We start from the raw sequence: 18,922 nt of genomic DNA, 5'->3' as shown, positions 1-18,922 counted from the left end.
ATTGAAAGTATATTAATGATTTCTGGTTTGACTGTCATTAACAATTCTTGGTGTAACAAAGATTAATAGCTCACGCTTATTCTCTGTTTTTGCATCTTTACGGAACAAACGACCTACGTAAGGAATATCCCCAAGGAATGGAACTTTGGTTTGTGTTTTCGAATTTTGCTGTTCAAAAATTCCACCTAAAACCACCGTTTCACCATTATCAACAAGTACATTGGTTGTAATTTCATTTTTATTTAAAATGATTTCACCATTCGGCGCTGTTCCTGCTGGCGAGTCACTAGTAATCAGCAAGTCCATCTGCACCTTACCATCTGGTGTAATACTTGGCGTCACATCTAAACTCAACAATGCGTCTTTAAACTCAGTTGTTGCTGTTGCAGCACCACCTGCTGTCGAGGTTGTTTGATATGGGATTTGTTGACCTGATGATACTTTGGCTTTCTGCTTATCTGCAGTCAAAACTTTTGGTGTCGAAATGACTTCACCATAACCATCGGCTTGTAATGCCGATAACTCAAGATCCAACATGAAATCTGACAAACTAATCAGACCAAATGCAATTTTACTTGCACCCGCACCTGTTACACCTAAATCCACATTTAAATTATCTGGACGTGTAATGGTATATTTACCATCATCATCAGGTGTTTTTAAGTCCCAAAGTGTCGTGTCGCTACCACCAACAAGTAAATCATTATTTTTTGTAATACCTTGAGATAAAATGCCCCACTTGACTCCCATTTCCTTGGTAAAGTCTGTCGTTGCACGCACAATTCTTGCCTCAATCATGACCTGCTTCACAGATACATCAAGTAAATCAATCATTTTTCTGACTTTATCAATATTTTGTGAAGTGTCATTTATAATTAGAGTGTTGGTTCGTGTATCTGCAACGACACTACCACGAGAACTTAATAAACTTTCGAGCGCAAGATTGTCTGCATTGTTATTACCATTATTATTGCCAGCATTTTTCCCATTACGAGAATCCTGCAATAATTTCAATACATCTGCAACTTTTGCATAACTCAACTGAATATACTCAGTTTGAATTGGCGCAAGTTTAATGCTTTGTGCAATTGCTTTCGCTTCCTCATCCTCAGATTTAATTAATTCTGCAACAGGTGCAATCCAAATCACGCTACCATTACGACGTTTATCTAAATTTTTCGTTTTGAGAATAATATCAAGCGCTTGATCCCAAGGAACATCTTTTAATCGTAAAGTAATATTGCCCTGTACCGTATCTGCAGCAACCATATTGATTCCCGTAAAGTCTGCAAGCAACTGTAGAACTCGACGTACTTCAATATCTTGGAAATCAAGAGAGATTTTTTTACCTGTATAGTTATTTGGAGATTGTAAGCTTTGCGGACTTTTCTTCTCTTCAGGACGTTTTAAGCTCACAGTCAGTTTATTTTCCGCCTGATAAGCCATGTACTCATAGCTACCCGATGATTGAATAGTAATGACACCATTTGCACCATCATTATAAGCATCGATTACAGATACCGGCGTTGCAAAATCATTGACATTCATACGGCGAATCAGATGTGCAGGAATACGATTTCCTAACAAGCGAACAACGACTTTACTGCCTTGTTGCTGGACATCTACAGGTGTATTTGCTCCTAATAAGCTAATACCCACCTGCCCCTCACCAGATTTGCCACGTTGAAAACCAATATCAGCAATGCCTTGTTGTTGTGACACAGCACTTGGTCCAAGTTCAGGCAAGGCTGTATTGCTACCGACTTGAGCTGAATTATTGACTTTTAAAATAAAGGTATTGCCTTCAACACGCGTTGTAAATGCACTTTTATTATTTAAATTAACCGTTAACCGTGCGCGCTTCTCATCTGAAGTGACTTCAACAGAGCTTGCTTCATTGGTCGCAACAGGCACATTCGTTTGATTTAAAGTTTGTTTCGCATCGTTAAAGTCAAGAACCAATCGAGATGGATTCTCCAATTCATAGGCTTGTGGCTGTGGTGGCAAGCCATTAAACATCACACGAATTTCCGTCCCTTGACCAGGAACCTGCATTGGCACAACATTAGTCATGGTGATTTGTGCAGATGCAACTTGCATGATTGCCATTGATACCGCCGCCATTGAAAACTGACGAAGACTGCTATTCATAAATGTGCCATCCCCAACGAATAAATTTTTTACACTATTTTTCATTTTTATTCCTTAATCTAATCTCAATCTGCAGGCCCAAGAAGTACAAGACTCCGCGGTCTTTCGATATAACCATCCCTGCCATCTGGTACAATTTCAAGTAAATCAATACGTGTTGGCGTAATATCAATAATACGTCCTTGATTCATCCCGATATAGCTACCACGTTGTACACGTTCAACTTCACCATCTGGCGTTTGAATCAATGCAATGATCTGACCTGTTACACCCTTCATGCTACCCTTCATATTCAATGATTCAATCGCATAACTTTCAAGGGGTTGTGGTGGACGTGAGAAGTTTGGATAAACACGCTTACCTGACATGATTTTCAATTCATTGGCAAGTGAATTTGGTAAAACCGGACTGCGCAATTGTTGAGCACTATAGTTAAAACTTGCAATCGGCTCAAAAACTGGTGCTGGTTCAATCGGTAAAGGCTCTTGGCTACGAATATCTGCCATTGCTTGAGTCACTGCATCCATACGTGAATCACAGCCTGATAAAATCAATCCTATCGCAAGACCGCAGGCAATTTTAATTGTTTTCATTATTGTTGCCCTCCTGGCTGAACCGCAGGTGCTTGACTAGAGCCTGCATTATCATCCGTACCAATATAACGGTATGTCTTTGCATTCAACGTATAGTCAACCAATGGAATATCTGATTTTTTATCTGATGGTGGCGCAGCCGTCACGGTAAAGTCGTGCATAGTCACAATACGTGGTAATGCTGCAATACTGCTGACAAAATTACCAAATGAGTGGTAATCACCTGTTGCTTGAATTGAAATAGGCTGTTCAATAAAGAACTCTTGTTTTACTTCATTTTCAAGACGAATATTTTTAAATTTAAGCCCTGAACCCACGCCAGCAACGTTAATATCTTCAACTAATCCTGGTATTTCAGTTTCTTTCGGCAATTGTTGCAATTGTTGCGTAAAATTGGCTTCCATTTGCTGTAACTGCGTTTGAAGCTGCTGTAAGTTACGTAATTTAGAATCTTTTTCCTTAAACTCATTCAGCAAAGTTTGCTCTTGGTTACGCGCACCATCAATCGACTCTAACTTCGATTTGATTGCCAAGAAATACCCCAATGCGCAAACAACAAAGAATAAAAATATCCAACAGGTAATTTTGACGGACCAAGGCCAACTACCAAAATTATTCATATCAAGTGTATTAAATTGTTGAAAGAATTTTTCAACTGTCATTTTTTTCTTTTTTGGTCCATCTTTATCTAGAGACACTTCATTTAATTCATCACGACTCATTGTGCACCTCCCGCATTCGCTGTTGTTGCAACCGCAGCACTTGCACCCTGATCTGCATCGGCTTGAGTCCCAGCTTCACCAAGATCAGCAGTAACAACAAAACTTCCATAAGTTTCTTCAACTCGTGGAACAATTGAACTTGTGTCTTTATTTTTATTTTCTTCTGCTGCTAGGAATGAATTCATAAATGCATTTCTAAACCATGGTGATGCTTCCATACCACGAAGTAATTCAGCTACTGTATTTGGACTTTCTGCACGCCCTTCGATCGTAAACTTATCACCTGTACGATTGAACTTTGTAATATACATACTTGATGGCACAACACGTACCAATTCATCAATTAAATGAACTGTGACAGGTCGCTGACTTTCAAGTCCTTGAATCAGTTTCATGCGCTCAATAATGGCATTACGACGTTCTTGCATACCATCTAATGTTTTTAATTGGCTATCAAGCGTTTGATTGGTGCTTGTAATAAGCTGATTTGCTTGTTCCTGATCATTGAGTTTATGATCAAAATATAACCAAGCCAACATCACTGCAACCAAGCCTAAAATTGCCACCCCAACGCACATTGCAATAAATTGTTTCTTACGCTGTTCTCTCAGCTCATCACGCCAAGGGAGTAAGTTAATCTTTGCCATTAATCAAAACTCCTCAATGCCAAACCGCATGCAACCATTAATGATGGCGCATCATTTTCTATTTTTTTCAGGTCGATCTGTGGTGAGAACCCCATCTGCAAAAATGGATTTGCAACAGTGACTCGATAACCTAGTTTTTGTTGTAATAATTTGGATAAACCAGGAATATTTGCATTCCCCCCTGCCAGCAAAATGTGGTCAATCTCGTTAAATTGAGATGATGAGAAAAAGAATTGTAATGAACGTGCTGCTTGTTGTACTACAGCTTCTAAAAATGGATTCAATACTTCCGTTTCATAGTCATCAGGCAATGTACGATCTTTTTTCGCACGCCCTGCTTCATCATATGACAAGCCATAACGGTTCTGCACATCTTGAGTCAGTTGTTTACCACCAAAGACTTGCTCACGCGTATAGATAATTTTCCCATTTTGCATGACAGACAATGTCGTCATGGTATGACCAATATCGAGAATACCGACCATATTTACACCAATAGGCAATGTATCTGAAAACACATCAAATGCACGTTCAAGTGCATAGCTTTCAACATCAGCAATTTTTGGTGTCAAACCTGCAATTTCGATCACTTCGAGTCGAGTATCTATATTTTCTGTGCGTGTTGCGACAAGCAACACGTTGACCCGATTCGGGTTTGCAAGACGATCGGGTAACACTTCAAAATCAAGACTGACTTCATCAAGTGGAAAAGGAATATACTGCTCTGCATCCATACGAATCTGAACTTCACGTTCTTCATCGTTCATATCTGCATCCATCTCAATGACTTTATTAATCACCATTGATGTAGGAACAGCAAGCGCAACATTCTGTGATTGCGGATTTGCAATATTCACCGCGCGCTCTATTGCATCTGCAACAGATTCTGGATTGAGAATGCCTTTTTCAACGACACTCCCTTCCTGTAATGGACTTAATCCATAACTTTCAACCCAATAACGACCGTTTTTAACAGACAGTTCCAATATCTTTACAGAAGTAGAACTAATATCCACCCCTGCTAACCCCTTATTTGGCTTACGATATAGTCTAAGCACGATACAATTCCTATTATTTTTTTATCCCCAACTACATACAAACTAAAATACAGCTGGTCTTAATTTTTTAACAGATACAATATCTCATCTAACAATCCGCCAAATGAAAAGCTATACTGACCGTCAATTAGTTTGCCATTAGCTCTTATTAAAACTTACTTGTTATGAAAAAGCTATCTCGATTAGGTCATATTCACCCATTTTTTTTGCTGATTATTAGTATATTAGTTGCAATTCCAATGGGATTTTACGGCATGTACCTTTACATTGCCCCTTCACTACCTGAAATGAGCTCATTAAAAAAAGCTCCTTTATTGAAGCCATTACAGGTGTATACCTCCGATAATGAGCTAATTGCAGAGTATGGTGGCAAACTTTCGGTACCTGTTGAATACAAACAAATTCCACCAGAATTCATTTATGCATTTTTGGCGGCTGAAGATTCGTCTTTTTTTGAACACAGTGGGATCAGCTTTAAAGGTCTAGGTCGTGCTGTTAGTGAAAGTGTGACGGGGTCAAATGTTCAAACGGGTGGCTCGACCATCACCATGCAGGTAGCTAAAAACTATTATTTATCGCCTGAGCGAACGCTTAAACGTAAGTTAACTGAAGTTTTCCTTGCTCGAAAAATAGAACAAAACCTAAGTAAAGAAGATATTTTATCTTTATATGTCAATAAAATTTTCTTAGGTAAAAATGCTTATGGCATTGCAGCCGCTGCAAAAATTTATTATGACAAAAATCTTGATCAGCTCAGCATTGCCCAAATGGCAATGATTGCGGGTTTACCCAAAGCCCCATCAAAATATAATCCTGTTGCCAATCCTGAACGAGCTTTAGAGCGTCGTAATTGGATTTTGGGACGTATGTTGCAACTCGGTTATCTTAAACAAGAGCAATATCAAAAAGCAGTCGCTGAACCTATTAGTTTAAATATGCCTGACCGTGGCATCACCAATAAATTTCCTTATGTCGGTGAAATGGTTCGCTCAGAGTTAGTCGAAAAATTTGGCGAACAAGCGGTTGACTCTGGCTATAAGGTTTACACAACCATTAACAGCCAACGTCAAACCTATGCCGAAGAATCAGTACAAAAAGGTTTAGAAGACTATGATCGCCGTCACGGTTGGCGTGGTGCAGAGGCACATGACAAACCATTAAAAGACTTCATTCCATTTGCAAATACTTACCCCGCACAGGTTGTCAAAGTTAATAGCAGTAGTTTTGATGCTTTGATGCAAGATGGCTCTAAAGTCACTATTCCTTGGTCTGGTATGTCTTGGGCTCGACCATATCGTAATGCCAACAGTGTTGGTGGAGCACCAAGTAATGCATCACAAATTGTTAAAGTAAAAGATATTGTCCGCTTGCGTCCAAACGAAGAAAAAACGGCTTGGTCATTGGTTCAAATTCCAAAAGCCCAAGGACAATTGATTGCAATTAATCCCAACGATGGCTCAATTGAAGCAATTGTTGGTGGTTATAACTTTTATCATTCAAAATTTAACCGTGCGCTACAAGGTTGGCGTCAACCCGGCTCAACCATTAAACCATTCATTTATGCTTTAGCACTTGAACGTGGCATGACTCCTTATAGTATGGTAAATGACAGTCCGATTCGGATTGGGAAATGGTCACCGAGAAACTCAGATGGTCGCTATTTGGGGATGATTCCACTACGTCGTGCATTGTATTTATCTCGTAATACTGTGTCTGTTCGCCTATTACAAAGCGTTGGTGTAGAACGCGCTCGCCAACTACTTATGGATTTTGGTCTACAAGATGATCAAATTCCTCGCAACTTTACGATTGCACTTGGTACACCTCAGGTACTTCCAGTACAAATGGCGACTGGCTACGCAACGATTGCAAATGGTGGTTATCGTGTTCAACCTCACTTTATTAGCCGTATCGAAGATGCGTATGGTAAAGTCATTTACGAAGCGAAACCTGATTATGCATGTATTCCGTGTATCAATGAAAAAGTCACTCAACCTCAAGTAGAAAAAGCCGAAGATTCAATAACCTCGCCTGATGACGAAGTATTTGCGAGTGCTGCTTCTACTCCAACACCTGAAAGTAAACCTCTAAGCAAAGAGGAACAAGGGAAGTACCGCCAAGCTCAACGTATTCTAAAATCACAATCTGCATTTGATATGGCAAATATCTTACGTGATGTGATCGTACATGGTACTGGTCGTGCCGCATTGAAAATTGGTCGTGATGATATTGGTGGTAAAACAGGGACAACCAACGATGCTAAAGATGCTTGGTTTGCAGGCTTTAATGGCAAGCTTGTGACCATTGCATGGGTTGGATTCGATCAACCATCAACTCTAGGTCGTCGTGAATATGGTGGTATTGCTGCCCTACCTGTATGGACAAACTTTATGGGCAAAGCGCTTAAAGATACACCTTCTGCTTGGGTACGTTTCGACAAAGATGCAAAAGATCCTCTAAGTCGCGAACAACGTAGTACAGAAGAAGATATAATGCTGAATGATGAAGATAAAAAAGATTATCGCGCATCACCACCATTGGCTCGCCCTATTTATCGTCCTGCACCTGTGGCACCAACACGTAATCGTGCGAGTGACTTTGATGATTTACCTGGAGAAAGTGGCAATGCCGATGCTCCATCTGCGCCTCGTTCATCAGAACAAGCGCTTAAACCTAAAAACTCAGCGCCACCTGCAATGAATCAAGGTTCGACTTCAGCAAAACGAGAAAGCGATTCTATGGAAAATTTAATTAATAATGTGCAGTGACCATCTTCCAGTGAGTTACAAAGCATTATGCTAAAAAAATAGCCATCTTCGGATGGCTATTTTTTTTATGTCTATTGAATCTGTTGTTTGACTGGATCAACAACTTATTTCTTCTGAAAAATATACATTTGGAAACTCGCTTTGAGTTTCATTTCGGATTGTTGCTCCAATTGCTGACGTTTATCTTGCTTTGCTTTATAGGCATATGGTGTCATTGCAATCAAGTCTTTCAATTGTTGTTGATCTAAAGTAAATTCCGACTCGATCATCGGTTGCTCAATTAATTCAAAATTTTCTTTTAACTGCTCAACAAACTTATGCGGATCATGTGCATTTACTTCATCAAATAGCGCTTCACGCATTGCATACAAGTGTTCAGGTGCAGGCGTAACCACCATCAAATAACCTTGTGGCTTAAGTACACGTAAAATTTCATCTTCAGGAATTGGACTAAATAAACTCGTACATAAATTAATGCTTTGATCAAGTACAGGCAATGTTGCCCCTGTACCAACTACCCAAGTCACATCTCGATTCATTTTTGCTGCAACTTGTACCGCATTTTTGGCAATATCTACACCAACACATTGTAAGGTTTCTTTTTGCATTGCACTGGTGTAATAGCCCTCACCACAACCAATATCGAGCAAATTTTCAATGTGTAATTCACGAATTTTTTCAACCACTGCATGCTGTAGTGGCGCATAGAAATCACCACTTAAAAATGCACGGCGAGCTTGTACCGATTCAGGTGTATCACCCGGATTTTTACTGTGCTTATGCTGTACCACATGCAAGTTGACATAGCCTTGCTTCGCCACATCATAACTATGATGATTCGCACAGCGCCATGTTCTTTCCGTCAGACTGAGTGCTTCACGACATACGGGGCACATGAGCAGATTCATCATTTTTCTCCTGAAAATAGAAAAGTCGGCTTGAGCCGACTTTTCATTAAAGTTTTGCTTAGCGTAATTTTAAGGTCATTAAGCCTAAAACTACTAGCATAATTGTAATAATCCAAAAGCGGATAACCACTTGCGTTTCACGCCAGCCTTTTTTCTCATAGTGATGATGCAACGGTGCCATGAGGAAAACACGTTTATTACGCATGCGTAGTGAGCCAATTTGTAGGAAAACTGAAATTGCCTCCACCACAAATACACCCCCCATAATGGCAAATACAATTTCTTGACGCACCATCACCGCAATTGTACCGAGCATCGCACCTAAAGATAATGCACCGACATCACCCATAAAAATTTGTGCAGGATGGGCGTTATACCATAAGAATGCCAAACCAGAACCAATCATTGCCGCACAGATAATTACAAGCTCAGAGGTATATTTCACATAAGGAATATGCAAATAATTAGCAAAGCGAATATCACCTGCCAAATACGCAAATACACCTAAACCTGCTGCCACTAAGACAATTGGCATAATCGCCAAACCATCCAGACCATCAGTTAAGTTCACTGCATTTGAGCCACCATTAATCACTAAATATGTGAATAAGATAAAGCCTATTCCCAAAGGTACTGCTGATAACGGAATGCTGAGGTTCTTAAAAAATGGAATCAATAAATCAAGCATATTTGCAGTATGAACAGGATTCGCTTGCTGTGTCGCAATCACATATAGCGCAATACCTGCACCCAATGAACCAACTGAAGTCCAAAAAAACTTTTTCTTTGCAGGTAATCCTGCATTATCTTTATAACGAACTTTAATCCAATCATCCGCCCAACCTACTGCACCGAAGATGATCATTACAGCGAGCACAATCCACACATAAGGATTAGATAAATCTGCCCAAAGCAATGTACTGATGCCAATCGACAAGAGTATGAGAATCCCGCCCATCGTTGGCGTACCCATTTTCTTTGCATGATTTTCAGGTGCAAATGAACTGACCGCTTGTCCATATTTCAATGCTTGCAGCTTACGAATCATATATGGACCAAGCGCCAAGCCAATGGCAAGAGAGGTCAATACACTTAATAAAGCGCGCAATGACAAATATCGAACCACCTGAAACGTGCTATCAAAGCCTGCCAGATGTTCAAACAACCATAACAACATTTTAGAGTTTCTCCATTAAAGCAGTCATCAATGTTTCCATATGCGTATAACGAGAACCTTTAAAGAGGAAACTCATTGACTGTGGTTGATGGGTTTCAACCAAACTTACCAAGAAAGGTAAAGCCTGTTCTTGCGTCAGAAAAGCCTGCATTTTTTTACCGTATTGTGTACTACGTGCACCTTCTTGTGCAGCAGGAGAAAATTCACCCACAACAACTACAAAATTGACACCTTGAACAGAAACTAGGTCACGTCCCAACATATAGTGTTGTTGTGCCGCCGTATCTCCAAGCTCTCCAATATCACCCATCACCATGACATTTATACCGTTTTGCTGTGAAAGCACTTCAGCAGCAGCGCGCATAGAAGTCGGATTGGCATTATAAGTATCATCAATAAATAAATATTTATCTTGCTGAATAAAGTTCAAACGCCCTTTCGCGCCTTGTGCTTGTTCAAGCCCAGTAACAATATCATCAAGTGAAATACCAATCGCTAAAGCAAAAGCAGTCGCTGCTTCCGCATTTTGAACATTATGCTCACCTGCAAAGGGTAAATGAACTTTTTTAGAGCCTTCAGGTGTATTCATGGTAAATGTTGCAGACTGAGTATGTAGCTGAAGATCTGTTGCAAAAATATCACCACCTTGACCAAAACTGAGTACTTTCTCGGTTTTTATCACTTGGCGAATCGTATCGGTAAAGTCGTCATGTGCAGGAATAATTGAAGTTCCTGTAGGAACAATATGTGCATAAATTTCAGATTTTGCACGACAAATGCCATCACGACCACCAAACTCACCCAAATGTGCCGTCCCAATATTGAGAATACCTGCGACATGCGGTTGAACTAAATTTGAAGTGTAATCAATTTCACCTTGGTGACTTGCACCCAACTCCATGACCGCATATTGATGCTCGGCACGTAGCTCAAGGAGCATCATCGGCACACCTAAATCATTGTTCAAGTTACCACGCGTAATTAAAGTCGGTGCTAAGCGAGATAAAATACTACCCAACATCTCTTTGGTTGTGGTTTTACCACTACTGCCTGTCAGCGCAATTACTTTCAGTTGTGAGTTTTTAGCACGACGATATGCACCCAAATACCCCAAAGCCAAGCGTGTATCTTTGACGACCAATTGGCAAATATCAGCATCAACTGGATGACTCACAATCGCAACTTGGCAACCATTGGTAGCCACTTGTACAATAAAATCATGCGCATCAAAACGCTCACCTTTGAGTGCTAAAAATGCATCTCCCAATTCTGCATGACGTGAATCGGTCAAAATACGTTTAACTTCACCTTGTGGTGCTTTATCTAAATACCAATAACCTTGAGTTGCTTCAGCAAGTTGCTCTGCTGACCATGGCTCCAAAGGCACAGTACTCGTGGTCGAGGTATGCATCTCTTATTCCTACTGAGCTGGATATGCTGAATTTGAATTATGATGTTGCGCATCAATGGCTGATTGCACTTCTACCACATCATCAAACCAATGGCGTACACCATCAATTTCTTGATAGTTTTCATGCCCTTTGCCTGCAATCACCACGATATCACCGCTATTTGCATGCTTAACGGCATATTTAATGGCTTCACGGCGATCATGTATTTCATGAACGTCATGCTGACTAAAATTAATATCTTGTTTCATATCTGCAAAAATTTGTGTCGGATCTTCTGTTCGTGGATTATCCGAAGTAATGATGATCGGATTAGCTTGTTCTAAAGCAGCCCTAGTCATCAGTGGGCGTTTACCACGATCACGATCACCACCACAGCCAAACACCGCCCACAATTGATTTTCTACGTGACGTTTTAGAGTTTTTAAAACTTGTGTAAGTGCATCGGGTGTGTGCGCATAATCGACCACAAATAAACGATCTTCATCACGAATCACCTGCATGCGACCCGGTGCACCTTTGAGCTTCGGCACATCAGCAATTAAACTTGCTAAATCAAAACCTGCTTGCTCTGCAACAATCAATGCAGCAACAAGATTTTCAATATTGAAATGCCCTAATAATGGGCTACGAACGGTAAATTCTTGAGTTATCGTTTTTAAGTGGAATGTCGCGCCCTCTAAACTGTACTGAATACCAAAAACTTGATAATCCGCAGTACGTGATGTTGAATAGGTCAACACTTTAGGATGCGATAAATTGCTACTTGCCGCATCTAACATGATATGAGAATGTTCATCATCAATATTAATCACAGCAACTTTCAGTGATGAAAATTTAAATAAACGTGACTTCGCTTCAGCATAAGCTTCAAGCGTACCGTGATAATCCAAATGATCACGGCTTAAATTGCTATACGCTGCAATTTCAATATCACAGCCATTCAGACGACCTTGCTCTAAGCCATGTGAACTTGCTTCAAGTGACGTAAATTCGGCACCTTGTTTGGCAAAATCATGCAACATATCTTGTAAATGTAGTGCATCCAATGTGGTATGTGACGATGCTTCAAGGTTCGGTAAAATACCATTCCCTGTTGTTCCCATCACGGCACATTTTTTGCCTTGCAACATAATCAATTCAGCAACTAAACGAGAAATGGTCGTTTTACCATTGGTTCCTGTAATGGCTAAAATACGACTTAGCGTTACAGCATCAGTCGCTTGCAAATATTGTTTTTGCCATTGTCCCATCAAATGACGTACATCGGGACAAATCAAAGTAGATTCAAGACCTAAATCTGTTTCACTAATCACTGCCAATGCACCATTTTGCAAAGCGGATTGAGCAAACTGAATAGTTTTTTCAGGCTGCGTATAACTGGTCAGAGCAATAAAAATTTGCCCTGACTGTACAGCACGACTGTCTAAACTAAAACCGTGAAAAGGCTCTGCCATCCAAGCATACTTATTTTCGGTATCAAAAATATCCTGAAAACAAATCATCATTTTTACCTATTGGGCTTTCGCTGTTTCAAGCGGTTTATCTAAAGGAACATTCATTAAACGCAGAGATTCCTGCATGATACGTGCAAACACAGGAGCAGCAACCAAGCCGCCATAATATTGCCCACGAGGATTTTCCACCACAATAATAATCGCTAAACGTGGATCGCTAATCGGAGCAACGCCTGCAAATAATGCACGATACTCGGTATTTGAATAACCACGATGGTCAGGGCGCAATTTATGTGCCGTCCCCGTTTTACCACCGACACGATAACCAGGAATGTTCGCTTGTTTTGCTGTACCACCTGGCATCGTCACCTGCTCAAGCATCAGCAAAACATCATCGGCAATTTTTTTATCAATAATTTGTTCGCCCTTCGGCTCACTTTCCAACTTATACAAACTTAGTGGATGACGCACGCCATGGTTCGCCAACATTGCATAACCTTGTGCAAGCTGTAAGGTTGTGGCATTGATCCCGTAACCATATGCCATTGCACCTACTTCAGATACATTCCATTTATTCGATGGCAGAATTAAACCACCACTTTCACCTGGAAATTTCACCGCAGAGCGCTGACCAAAGCCGACACGTTTAAAGAACGTTGGTAAAGTTGAATATGGCATCGATAATGCGATTTTCGCTGAACCGACATTCGATGATTTAATAATGACACCTGTAACTGTCAACGAACCATAGTTATGCGTATCACGAATGGTATGGTTACCAATACGCATTGAACCCGGACTTGTACTAATCACACTATTTGGCGTGTATTTACCACTTTCTAGACCCGCAGCAATAGTAAATGGTTTCATGGTTGAGCCTGGCTCAAACATATCAATTGCCCCACGGTTACGCATAGCATCTTTATTTTTTAGACCATTTTTATCATTTGGATTGTACGATGGCCAACTGCTCATCGCCAAAATTTCACCCGTTTTCACATCTACAGCAATCGCAGAGGCAGAACGTGCATTATTTGCAACACCAACCGCCGTCAATTCACGATACATAATATATTGCAAACGTGAATCGATACTCAGCGTAATATTTTCACCCGCAGTGACTTCTTTCACTACTTCAGGCGTTTTTACACGGTTACCATGTTTATCACGGGAAATTTTTTGCTCACCATCTTCACCTGCTAAGCGAGTATTGAGCTGCATTTCCAAGCCTTCAATTCCAAGCCCCTCACTATTGGTCAAACCAATAATCTGCGCATTTGGCTGTGGCTGTGGATAATAGCGTTTATAGGTTTTTTCAGCATATACTCCTGCAAATTCACGCTTCACAATCAAATCAGACTGTGGTGGTGGCACTTCTTTTTTCAGTACCAAATAGCGTGAACGAGGGCGATCATTCAAATTTTTCTTTAAAGCTGCACGATCGATACCCACTGCATCCGCAAGCTCATCTAGATTTAAATTTTTATCGGGTAAAGCGCGCTTTAATTTACGGCTATTCGGCTGTTTTTCAAGCTCTTTTGCGATGCGATCAAATTCAGCTTTTGTTTCAAAATATTCTTTTGGATCAATCACAACTTTCATGATTGGTGTACTAATTGCTAAAGGTACACCATGACGGTCACTAATGACTCCACGCATTGCTCTGAGCTTTTCTGTTCTCAAAATATTAGCATTGGCTTTATTTTGTAAAAAGTCTTTATTAATGACTTGTACATAAAACGCCCGACCAACCAGTGCAAAAAAACACACCAATACTACGCCCCATAAAAGATAAAAACGCCACATATCTAGGGTGATTGTATTTTTTTCGGAAATAGACTTCTTTTTACGCGTAGGTTGAGTCTGTTTCGTCTGCTTAGTTACCATACAGCGAGCCTTATTTCTTCTGATCTGTTTCAGCAGGTAATGAAATTACAACGGTTTGTCCCGCTGGTGGTGAATACATACGTAATTGTGTGACAGCACGTGTGCCGATTTGTGCCGTTGCACCAAAGGTTTGCTGCTCAATCAGCAAGCGCCCCCATTCTGCATTAATATCTTCACGTTCACGCATATAGGTATTTAATTCACGAAAATCATGTCGATATTCAAATACTTGTAACACCACCATAAAAGCACTACCCATCACTATAAGCAGCAAAATGGCATATACCACGATTTTTTTAATAGCAATATTTGCTGATTTTTCTTCAATCACCTGTTCTTTCATTCTGTGCCTTTTTGCTCTAAGCGTTCAGCTACTCTTAACCATGCGCTACGTGAACGAGGATTTTCCTTCACTTCAGCTTCACTCGCACGGATACGGTCAATTTTTTTCAGTTTACGGGTATCTTTAATTTTTTGTGGTAAACCCCAACCATCATCTTCGGCAAGTGTTGATTCTTTTTGAATAAATTGTTTAATAATTCGATCTTCTAAAGAATGGAAGCTAATCACTGCCAAACGACCACCCGATTTTAGCAAATCTGTTGCCTGAGGTAAAAAGGCATGTACATCATCAAGTTCTTTATTAATTTCAATACGAATCGCTTGGAATGTCCGTGTTGCTGCGTGTTTATTTTTTTCCCATTTCGGATGCGCAACTTTTACAATTTCAGCAAGTTCCGCTGTCGTTGTAATATAACCTGCATTTTTAATCGCTTTAGCAATACGACGACTATAACGCTCTTCACCATATTGATAAATAATATTGGCAAGATGCTCTTCATCTACACTCATCAACCAATCCGCTGCAGTTGGACCTTGTGAATTGTCCATACGCATGTCCAAAGGACCATTACGCATAAAGCTGAAACCACGTTCAGCCTGATCAAGCTGAGGAGATGACACGCCCAAGTCCGCCATAATACCATCGACTTCAAACAAACCAATTTGATTCATTTCCTGTTGTAGGTCGGCAAAACTTGCATGAATAATTTTAAAACGAGGATCTTCTTTTTCAAGTTGATAAGCAACTTCAAGAGCTTGCGGGTCTTTATCAAATGCATAAACTTGCGCATTTGTATCCAGTTTAGACAACAATAAGCGTGTATGCCCACCTCGTCCAAATGTCCCGTCAATATAAATTCCGGTATTGCGATCTGCTAACAGTGCATCAACAGTTTCATGGAGTAATACGGAAATATGAGACATAAGCGGGGTTTCAGCATAATCAAAAAAGTAACTGCACATTATTACCTTGTTTTATTAAAGCTCCAAACGACTTTTTGTACGGAAATATTAATTTTAATAGGGAAATCCGTTTTATGACGGTTATTCTGCCCTTTTAACTCAACTTCAAGATGTTCATTTAAAATTGATTACAATTTTTTTACAATTGTCTTTTTAAATACAATTTTTTTTACAATGAAATACCTAAAAACATCAAATACACCACCTAGAAAAAAGTCTCCTGTCATTCAGAAGACTTTTATCATTTAAATTAACGCTTTGAGTTATAAATTTGATCAAACATACCGCCATTCACAAAGTGTGTTTGCTGTGCTTTCGCCCAGCCACCAAATACTTCATCAATGGTAAATGTTTTCAATGCAGGGAATTGCTTTGAATACTTCGCTAAAATTTGTGGATTCCGTGGACGATAGAAATGACGTGCTGCCATATCTTGACCGAGTGGTGAGTATAAATAGTTAATATAGCCTGTCGCCAACCATTTATTACCATTCTTCTCAACAGTTTTATCAACAATTGCCACCGATGGTTCAGTCAATATAGACATTGATGGATAAACGATATCAAACTTATCACCCAAGGTTTTTTTACTGATCATGGCTTCATTCTCCCAAGTCAGTAAAACATCACCTATACCACGCTCAGCAAAGGTCGTCATTGAGGCACGAGCAGCAGGATCCATTACTTTCACGTTGTGATACATTTTCGATACGAATTCACGTGCCTTAATATCATTACCACCCGGTTGTTTCAGTGCATAACCCCATGCAGATAAATAAATCCAACGTGGTAAGCCACCTGTTTTTGGGTTTGGCGTAATAATTTGCACACCAGGCTTAGTTAAATCTGTCCAATCCTTAATACCTTTCGGATTACCTTTACGTACCATAAATACAATGGTCGAAGTATAAGGTGCAGAGTTTGATGGGAACTCTTTTTCCCAACCTGGATTGATCTGACCCGATTTCACAATTTCATTAATGTCATTCGCAAGTGCGAGTGTCACCACATCACCTTTCAAACCATCAACAACAGAACGTGCTTGCTTACCCGAACCGCCATGCGACTGTTTAAAATGTACGGTTTTACCTGTATGTTTTAACCAATATGCACCAAATGATGTGTTAAATTCATCATAGAACTCGCGTGTCGCATCATAAGAGACATTAAGAAATTCACGGTCGGCAGCCTGTACAGACGTTGTCGTTGCAACAACACCTGAGAGCAATAATGTTGCACTCAATACGGTTTTTAATAGGCTTTTCATGACATATCTAAAAATAATCTAAGTTACTAGTAAATATATGAAAAATTCATATAAATCGCAATTCAGCTTTTCGTAGATAGCATATGCTGATTTATTCTCAATTTTTTTAATCTATTGTTTTTAATTTAAAAAAATACATATTTAACTTTTAGAATGCATATATACCAATTTCTGCTTTTATTATGAAAGAAACGAATATGATTCAATTCGTTTCTTTCCACTTTACTTTCATGCACAATTTTACGATTATTTTTTAAAAGAATAATCTACAGATCATTTCTCTGCTGAAATTTGATCATAAATCGCTCCATTTACAAAATGTGTTTTTTGCGCTTTTGCCCAACCACCAAATACTTCATTGATGGTAAAAAGTTTGATCTTTGGAAATTTTCCTGCATATTTTGCTGCAGCCTGAGCATTACGTGGACGGAAATTATATTTTGCTGCCAAATCCTGCCCAACAGGTGAATACAAATAGTTTAAATAGCCTTTAGCAAGATTACGATTCCCATCTTTATCGACATTTTTATCAACAATTGCCACCGATGGTTCAGCTAAAATTGAAATCGAGGGATAAATAATCTGATATTTATCTTTATCAGGTCCTGATGTTGCCAATAATGCTTCATTTTCCCAAGACAGTAAAACATCGCCAATGCCACGCTCAGCAAAAGTCGTGAGAGACCCTCGCGCACCTGAATCTAACACTTTGACATTTTTATACAGCTTTTTCACCAATTCACGAGCCTTCGCATCATTACCACCTGGTTGCTTTAATACATAACCCCATGCTGACAAGTAAATCCAACGTGGTGCACCACCTGTTTTCGGATTTGGGGTAATAATTTCAACACCTGGTTTAACCAAATCACTCCAATCTTTAATGCCTTTGGGGTTACCTTTTCGTACTAAGAATACAACAGTCGATGTATAAGGTGCTGAGTTGTTTGGAAACTCTTTTTCCCAACCTTTTTGAATTAAGCCTGCATTGACAATTTCATCAATATCATTAGCAAGTGCAAGAGTCACTACATCTGCTTGTAAACCATCAACCACAGAACGTGCTTGCTTTCCAGAGCCACCATGTGATTGTTTAAAATCAATATTTTGTCCTGTCTTGGTCTTCCAAAACTTACCAAAATTTTCATTATATTCCTGATAAAATTCACGGGTTGGATCATAGGAAACATTGAGAAACTCTTTGGCAGCATAACTTGCTGTACTACCAAATACTCCCCCAAAGCTAACAAGTGTGACGAGACTGTGTAATATTAATTTTTTCATTGCGCATCTACTATTGGTATCATTTTTAACCACTATATTTTTATCATCTCGTTTCTACAATCCTTCGGTTATATGTATATTTTTATAATAAATCACATTTTGTCATATTTAATCGCTTGAAATTCACTCAGAAATAAATGAGAATAACTTTCATTAAGAATATTCCATAAATAGATCACAAACGAAATAAGCTCTTCATGTTGTCTACACAGTTATTTGTTAAAACAACGTGGTGAGAAACGTAAAAATGGATAGCTATTTTTATTACTTTTCGTAAAAAATGTGAACT

General features: G+C 39.5%; 15 protein-coding genes. 1 reads left to right on the top strand and 14 read right to left on the bottom strand.

Annotated features, from left to right (window positions below):
* Positions 1-12: 12 nt before the first annotated feature.
* From pilQ to FW754_RS00595, 5 genes are read right to left on the bottom strand one after another with little or no spacing between them, the layout of a single operon-like run.
* Positions 13-2,196 carry a type IV pilus secretin PilQ gene (pilQ, locus tag FW754_RS00615; RefSeq protein WP_419345804.1) on the bottom strand — a complete coding sequence of 728 codons (2,184 nt, stop codon included), beginning with the start codon at positions 2,194-2,196 and terminating at the stop codon, positions 13-15.
* A gap of 20 nt (positions 2,197-2,216) precedes the next feature.
* Positions 2,217-2,744, bottom strand: coding sequence for a pilus assembly protein PilP (locus FW754_RS00610; RefSeq protein WP_419345803.1), 528 nt, complete (start codon positions 2,742-2,744; stop codon positions 2,217-2,219).
* Entirely contained in the window at positions 2,744-3,466 is a 723-nt protein-coding gene (locus tag FW754_RS00605) for a type 4a pilus biogenesis protein PilO (RefSeq protein ID WP_409509885.1), read from the bottom strand. The genes FW754_RS00610 and FW754_RS00605 overlap by 1 nt, the downstream gene beginning before the upstream one ends.
* Positions 3,463-4,113, bottom strand: coding sequence for a PilN domain-containing protein (locus tag FW754_RS00600; RefSeq protein WP_409509884.1), 651 nt, complete (start codon positions 4,111-4,113; stop codon positions 3,463-3,465). The genes FW754_RS00605 and FW754_RS00600 overlap by 4 nt, the downstream gene beginning before the upstream one ends.
* Positions 4,113-5,171 carry a pilus assembly protein PilM gene (locus FW754_RS00595; RefSeq protein WP_409509883.1) on the bottom strand — a complete coding sequence of 353 codons (1,059 nt, stop codon included), beginning with the start codon at positions 5,169-5,171 and terminating at the stop codon, positions 4,113-4,115. The genes FW754_RS00600 and FW754_RS00595 overlap by 1 nt, the downstream gene beginning before the upstream one ends.
* A 164-nt stretch (positions 5,172-5,335) precedes the next feature.
* Here FW754_RS00595 and ponA point away from each other — a divergent pair, with 164 nt between their 5' ends.
* Positions 5,336-7,939: a penicillin-binding protein PBP1a gene (ponA, locus tag FW754_RS00590; RefSeq protein WP_446323578.1), complete on the top strand. Its 2,604-nt coding sequence runs from the start codon at positions 5,336-5,338 to the stop codon at positions 7,937-7,939.
* A gap of 104 nt (positions 7,940-8,043) precedes the next feature.
* Here the strand turns inward: ponA and FW754_RS00585 are convergent, their stop codons facing one another.
* The 9 genes from FW754_RS00585 to FW754_RS00545 all read right to left on the bottom strand — a co-directional run bounded on the left by FW754_RS00585 (position 8,044) and on the right by FW754_RS00545 (position 18,633).
* Positions 8,044-8,847, bottom strand: coding sequence for a putative RNA methyltransferase (locus tag FW754_RS00585; protein WP_446323693.1), 804 nt, complete (start codon positions 8,845-8,847; stop codon positions 8,044-8,046).
* Between the two features lie 58 nt (positions 8,848-8,905).
* Positions 8,906-10,024, bottom strand: coding sequence for a phospho-N-acetylmuramoyl-pentapeptide-transferase (gene mraY / locus FW754_RS00580; protein ID WP_409509880.1), 1,119 nt, complete (start codon positions 10,022-10,024; stop codon positions 8,906-8,908).
* A gap of 1 nt (position 10,025) precedes the next feature.
* Positions 10,026-11,435, bottom strand: a complete 1,410-nt coding sequence (locus FW754_RS00575) for a UDP-N-acetylmuramoyl-tripeptide--D-alanyl-D-alanine ligase (RefSeq protein ID WP_419345801.1) — start codon at positions 11,433-11,435, stop codon at positions 10,026-10,028.
* Between the two features lie 9 nt (positions 11,436-11,444).
* Positions 11,445-12,941, bottom strand: a complete 1,497-nt coding sequence (locus FW754_RS00570) for a UDP-N-acetylmuramoyl-L-alanyl-D-glutamate--2,6-diaminopimelate ligase (protein WP_446323577.1) — start codon at positions 12,939-12,941, stop codon at positions 11,445-11,447.
* Between the two features lie 6 nt (positions 12,942-12,947).
* On the bottom strand, positions 12,948-14,777 hold the full coding sequence (ftsI, locus tag FW754_RS00565) for a penicillin-binding protein PBP3 (RefSeq protein WP_446323576.1): 1,830 nt from the start codon (positions 14,775-14,777) through the stop codon (positions 12,948-12,950).
* A gap of 10 nt (positions 14,778-14,787) precedes the next feature.
* Positions 14,788-15,120: a cell division protein FtsL gene (ftsL, locus tag FW754_RS00560; RefSeq protein ID WP_409509876.1), complete on the bottom strand. Its 333-nt coding sequence runs from the start codon at positions 15,118-15,120 to the stop codon at positions 14,788-14,790.
* On the bottom strand, positions 15,117-16,043 hold the full coding sequence (gene rsmH, locus FW754_RS00555) for a 16S rRNA (cytosine(1402)-N(4))-methyltransferase RsmH (RefSeq protein ID WP_446323575.1): 927 nt from the start codon (positions 16,041-16,043) through the stop codon (positions 15,117-15,119). The genes ftsL and rsmH overlap by 4 nt, the downstream gene beginning before the upstream one ends.
* Before the next feature lie 289 nt (positions 16,044-16,332).
* On the bottom strand, positions 16,333-17,349 hold the full coding sequence (locus FW754_RS00550; protein ID WP_409509874.1) for a sulfate ABC transporter substrate-binding protein: 1,017 nt from the start codon (positions 17,347-17,349) through the stop codon (positions 16,333-16,335).
* 273 nt (positions 17,350-17,622) lie between these two features.
* Positions 17,623-18,633, bottom strand: coding sequence for a sulfate ABC transporter substrate-binding protein (locus FW754_RS00545; protein WP_446323574.1), 1,011 nt, complete (start codon positions 18,631-18,633; stop codon positions 17,623-17,625).
* Positions 18,634-18,922: the final 289 nt, after the last annotated feature.

Source organism: Acinetobacter sp. 1207_04, assembly GCF_052850415.1.
Note: the sequence above shows the minus strand (reverse complement) of the source record. Positions and strands in the feature narration are given on the sequence as shown.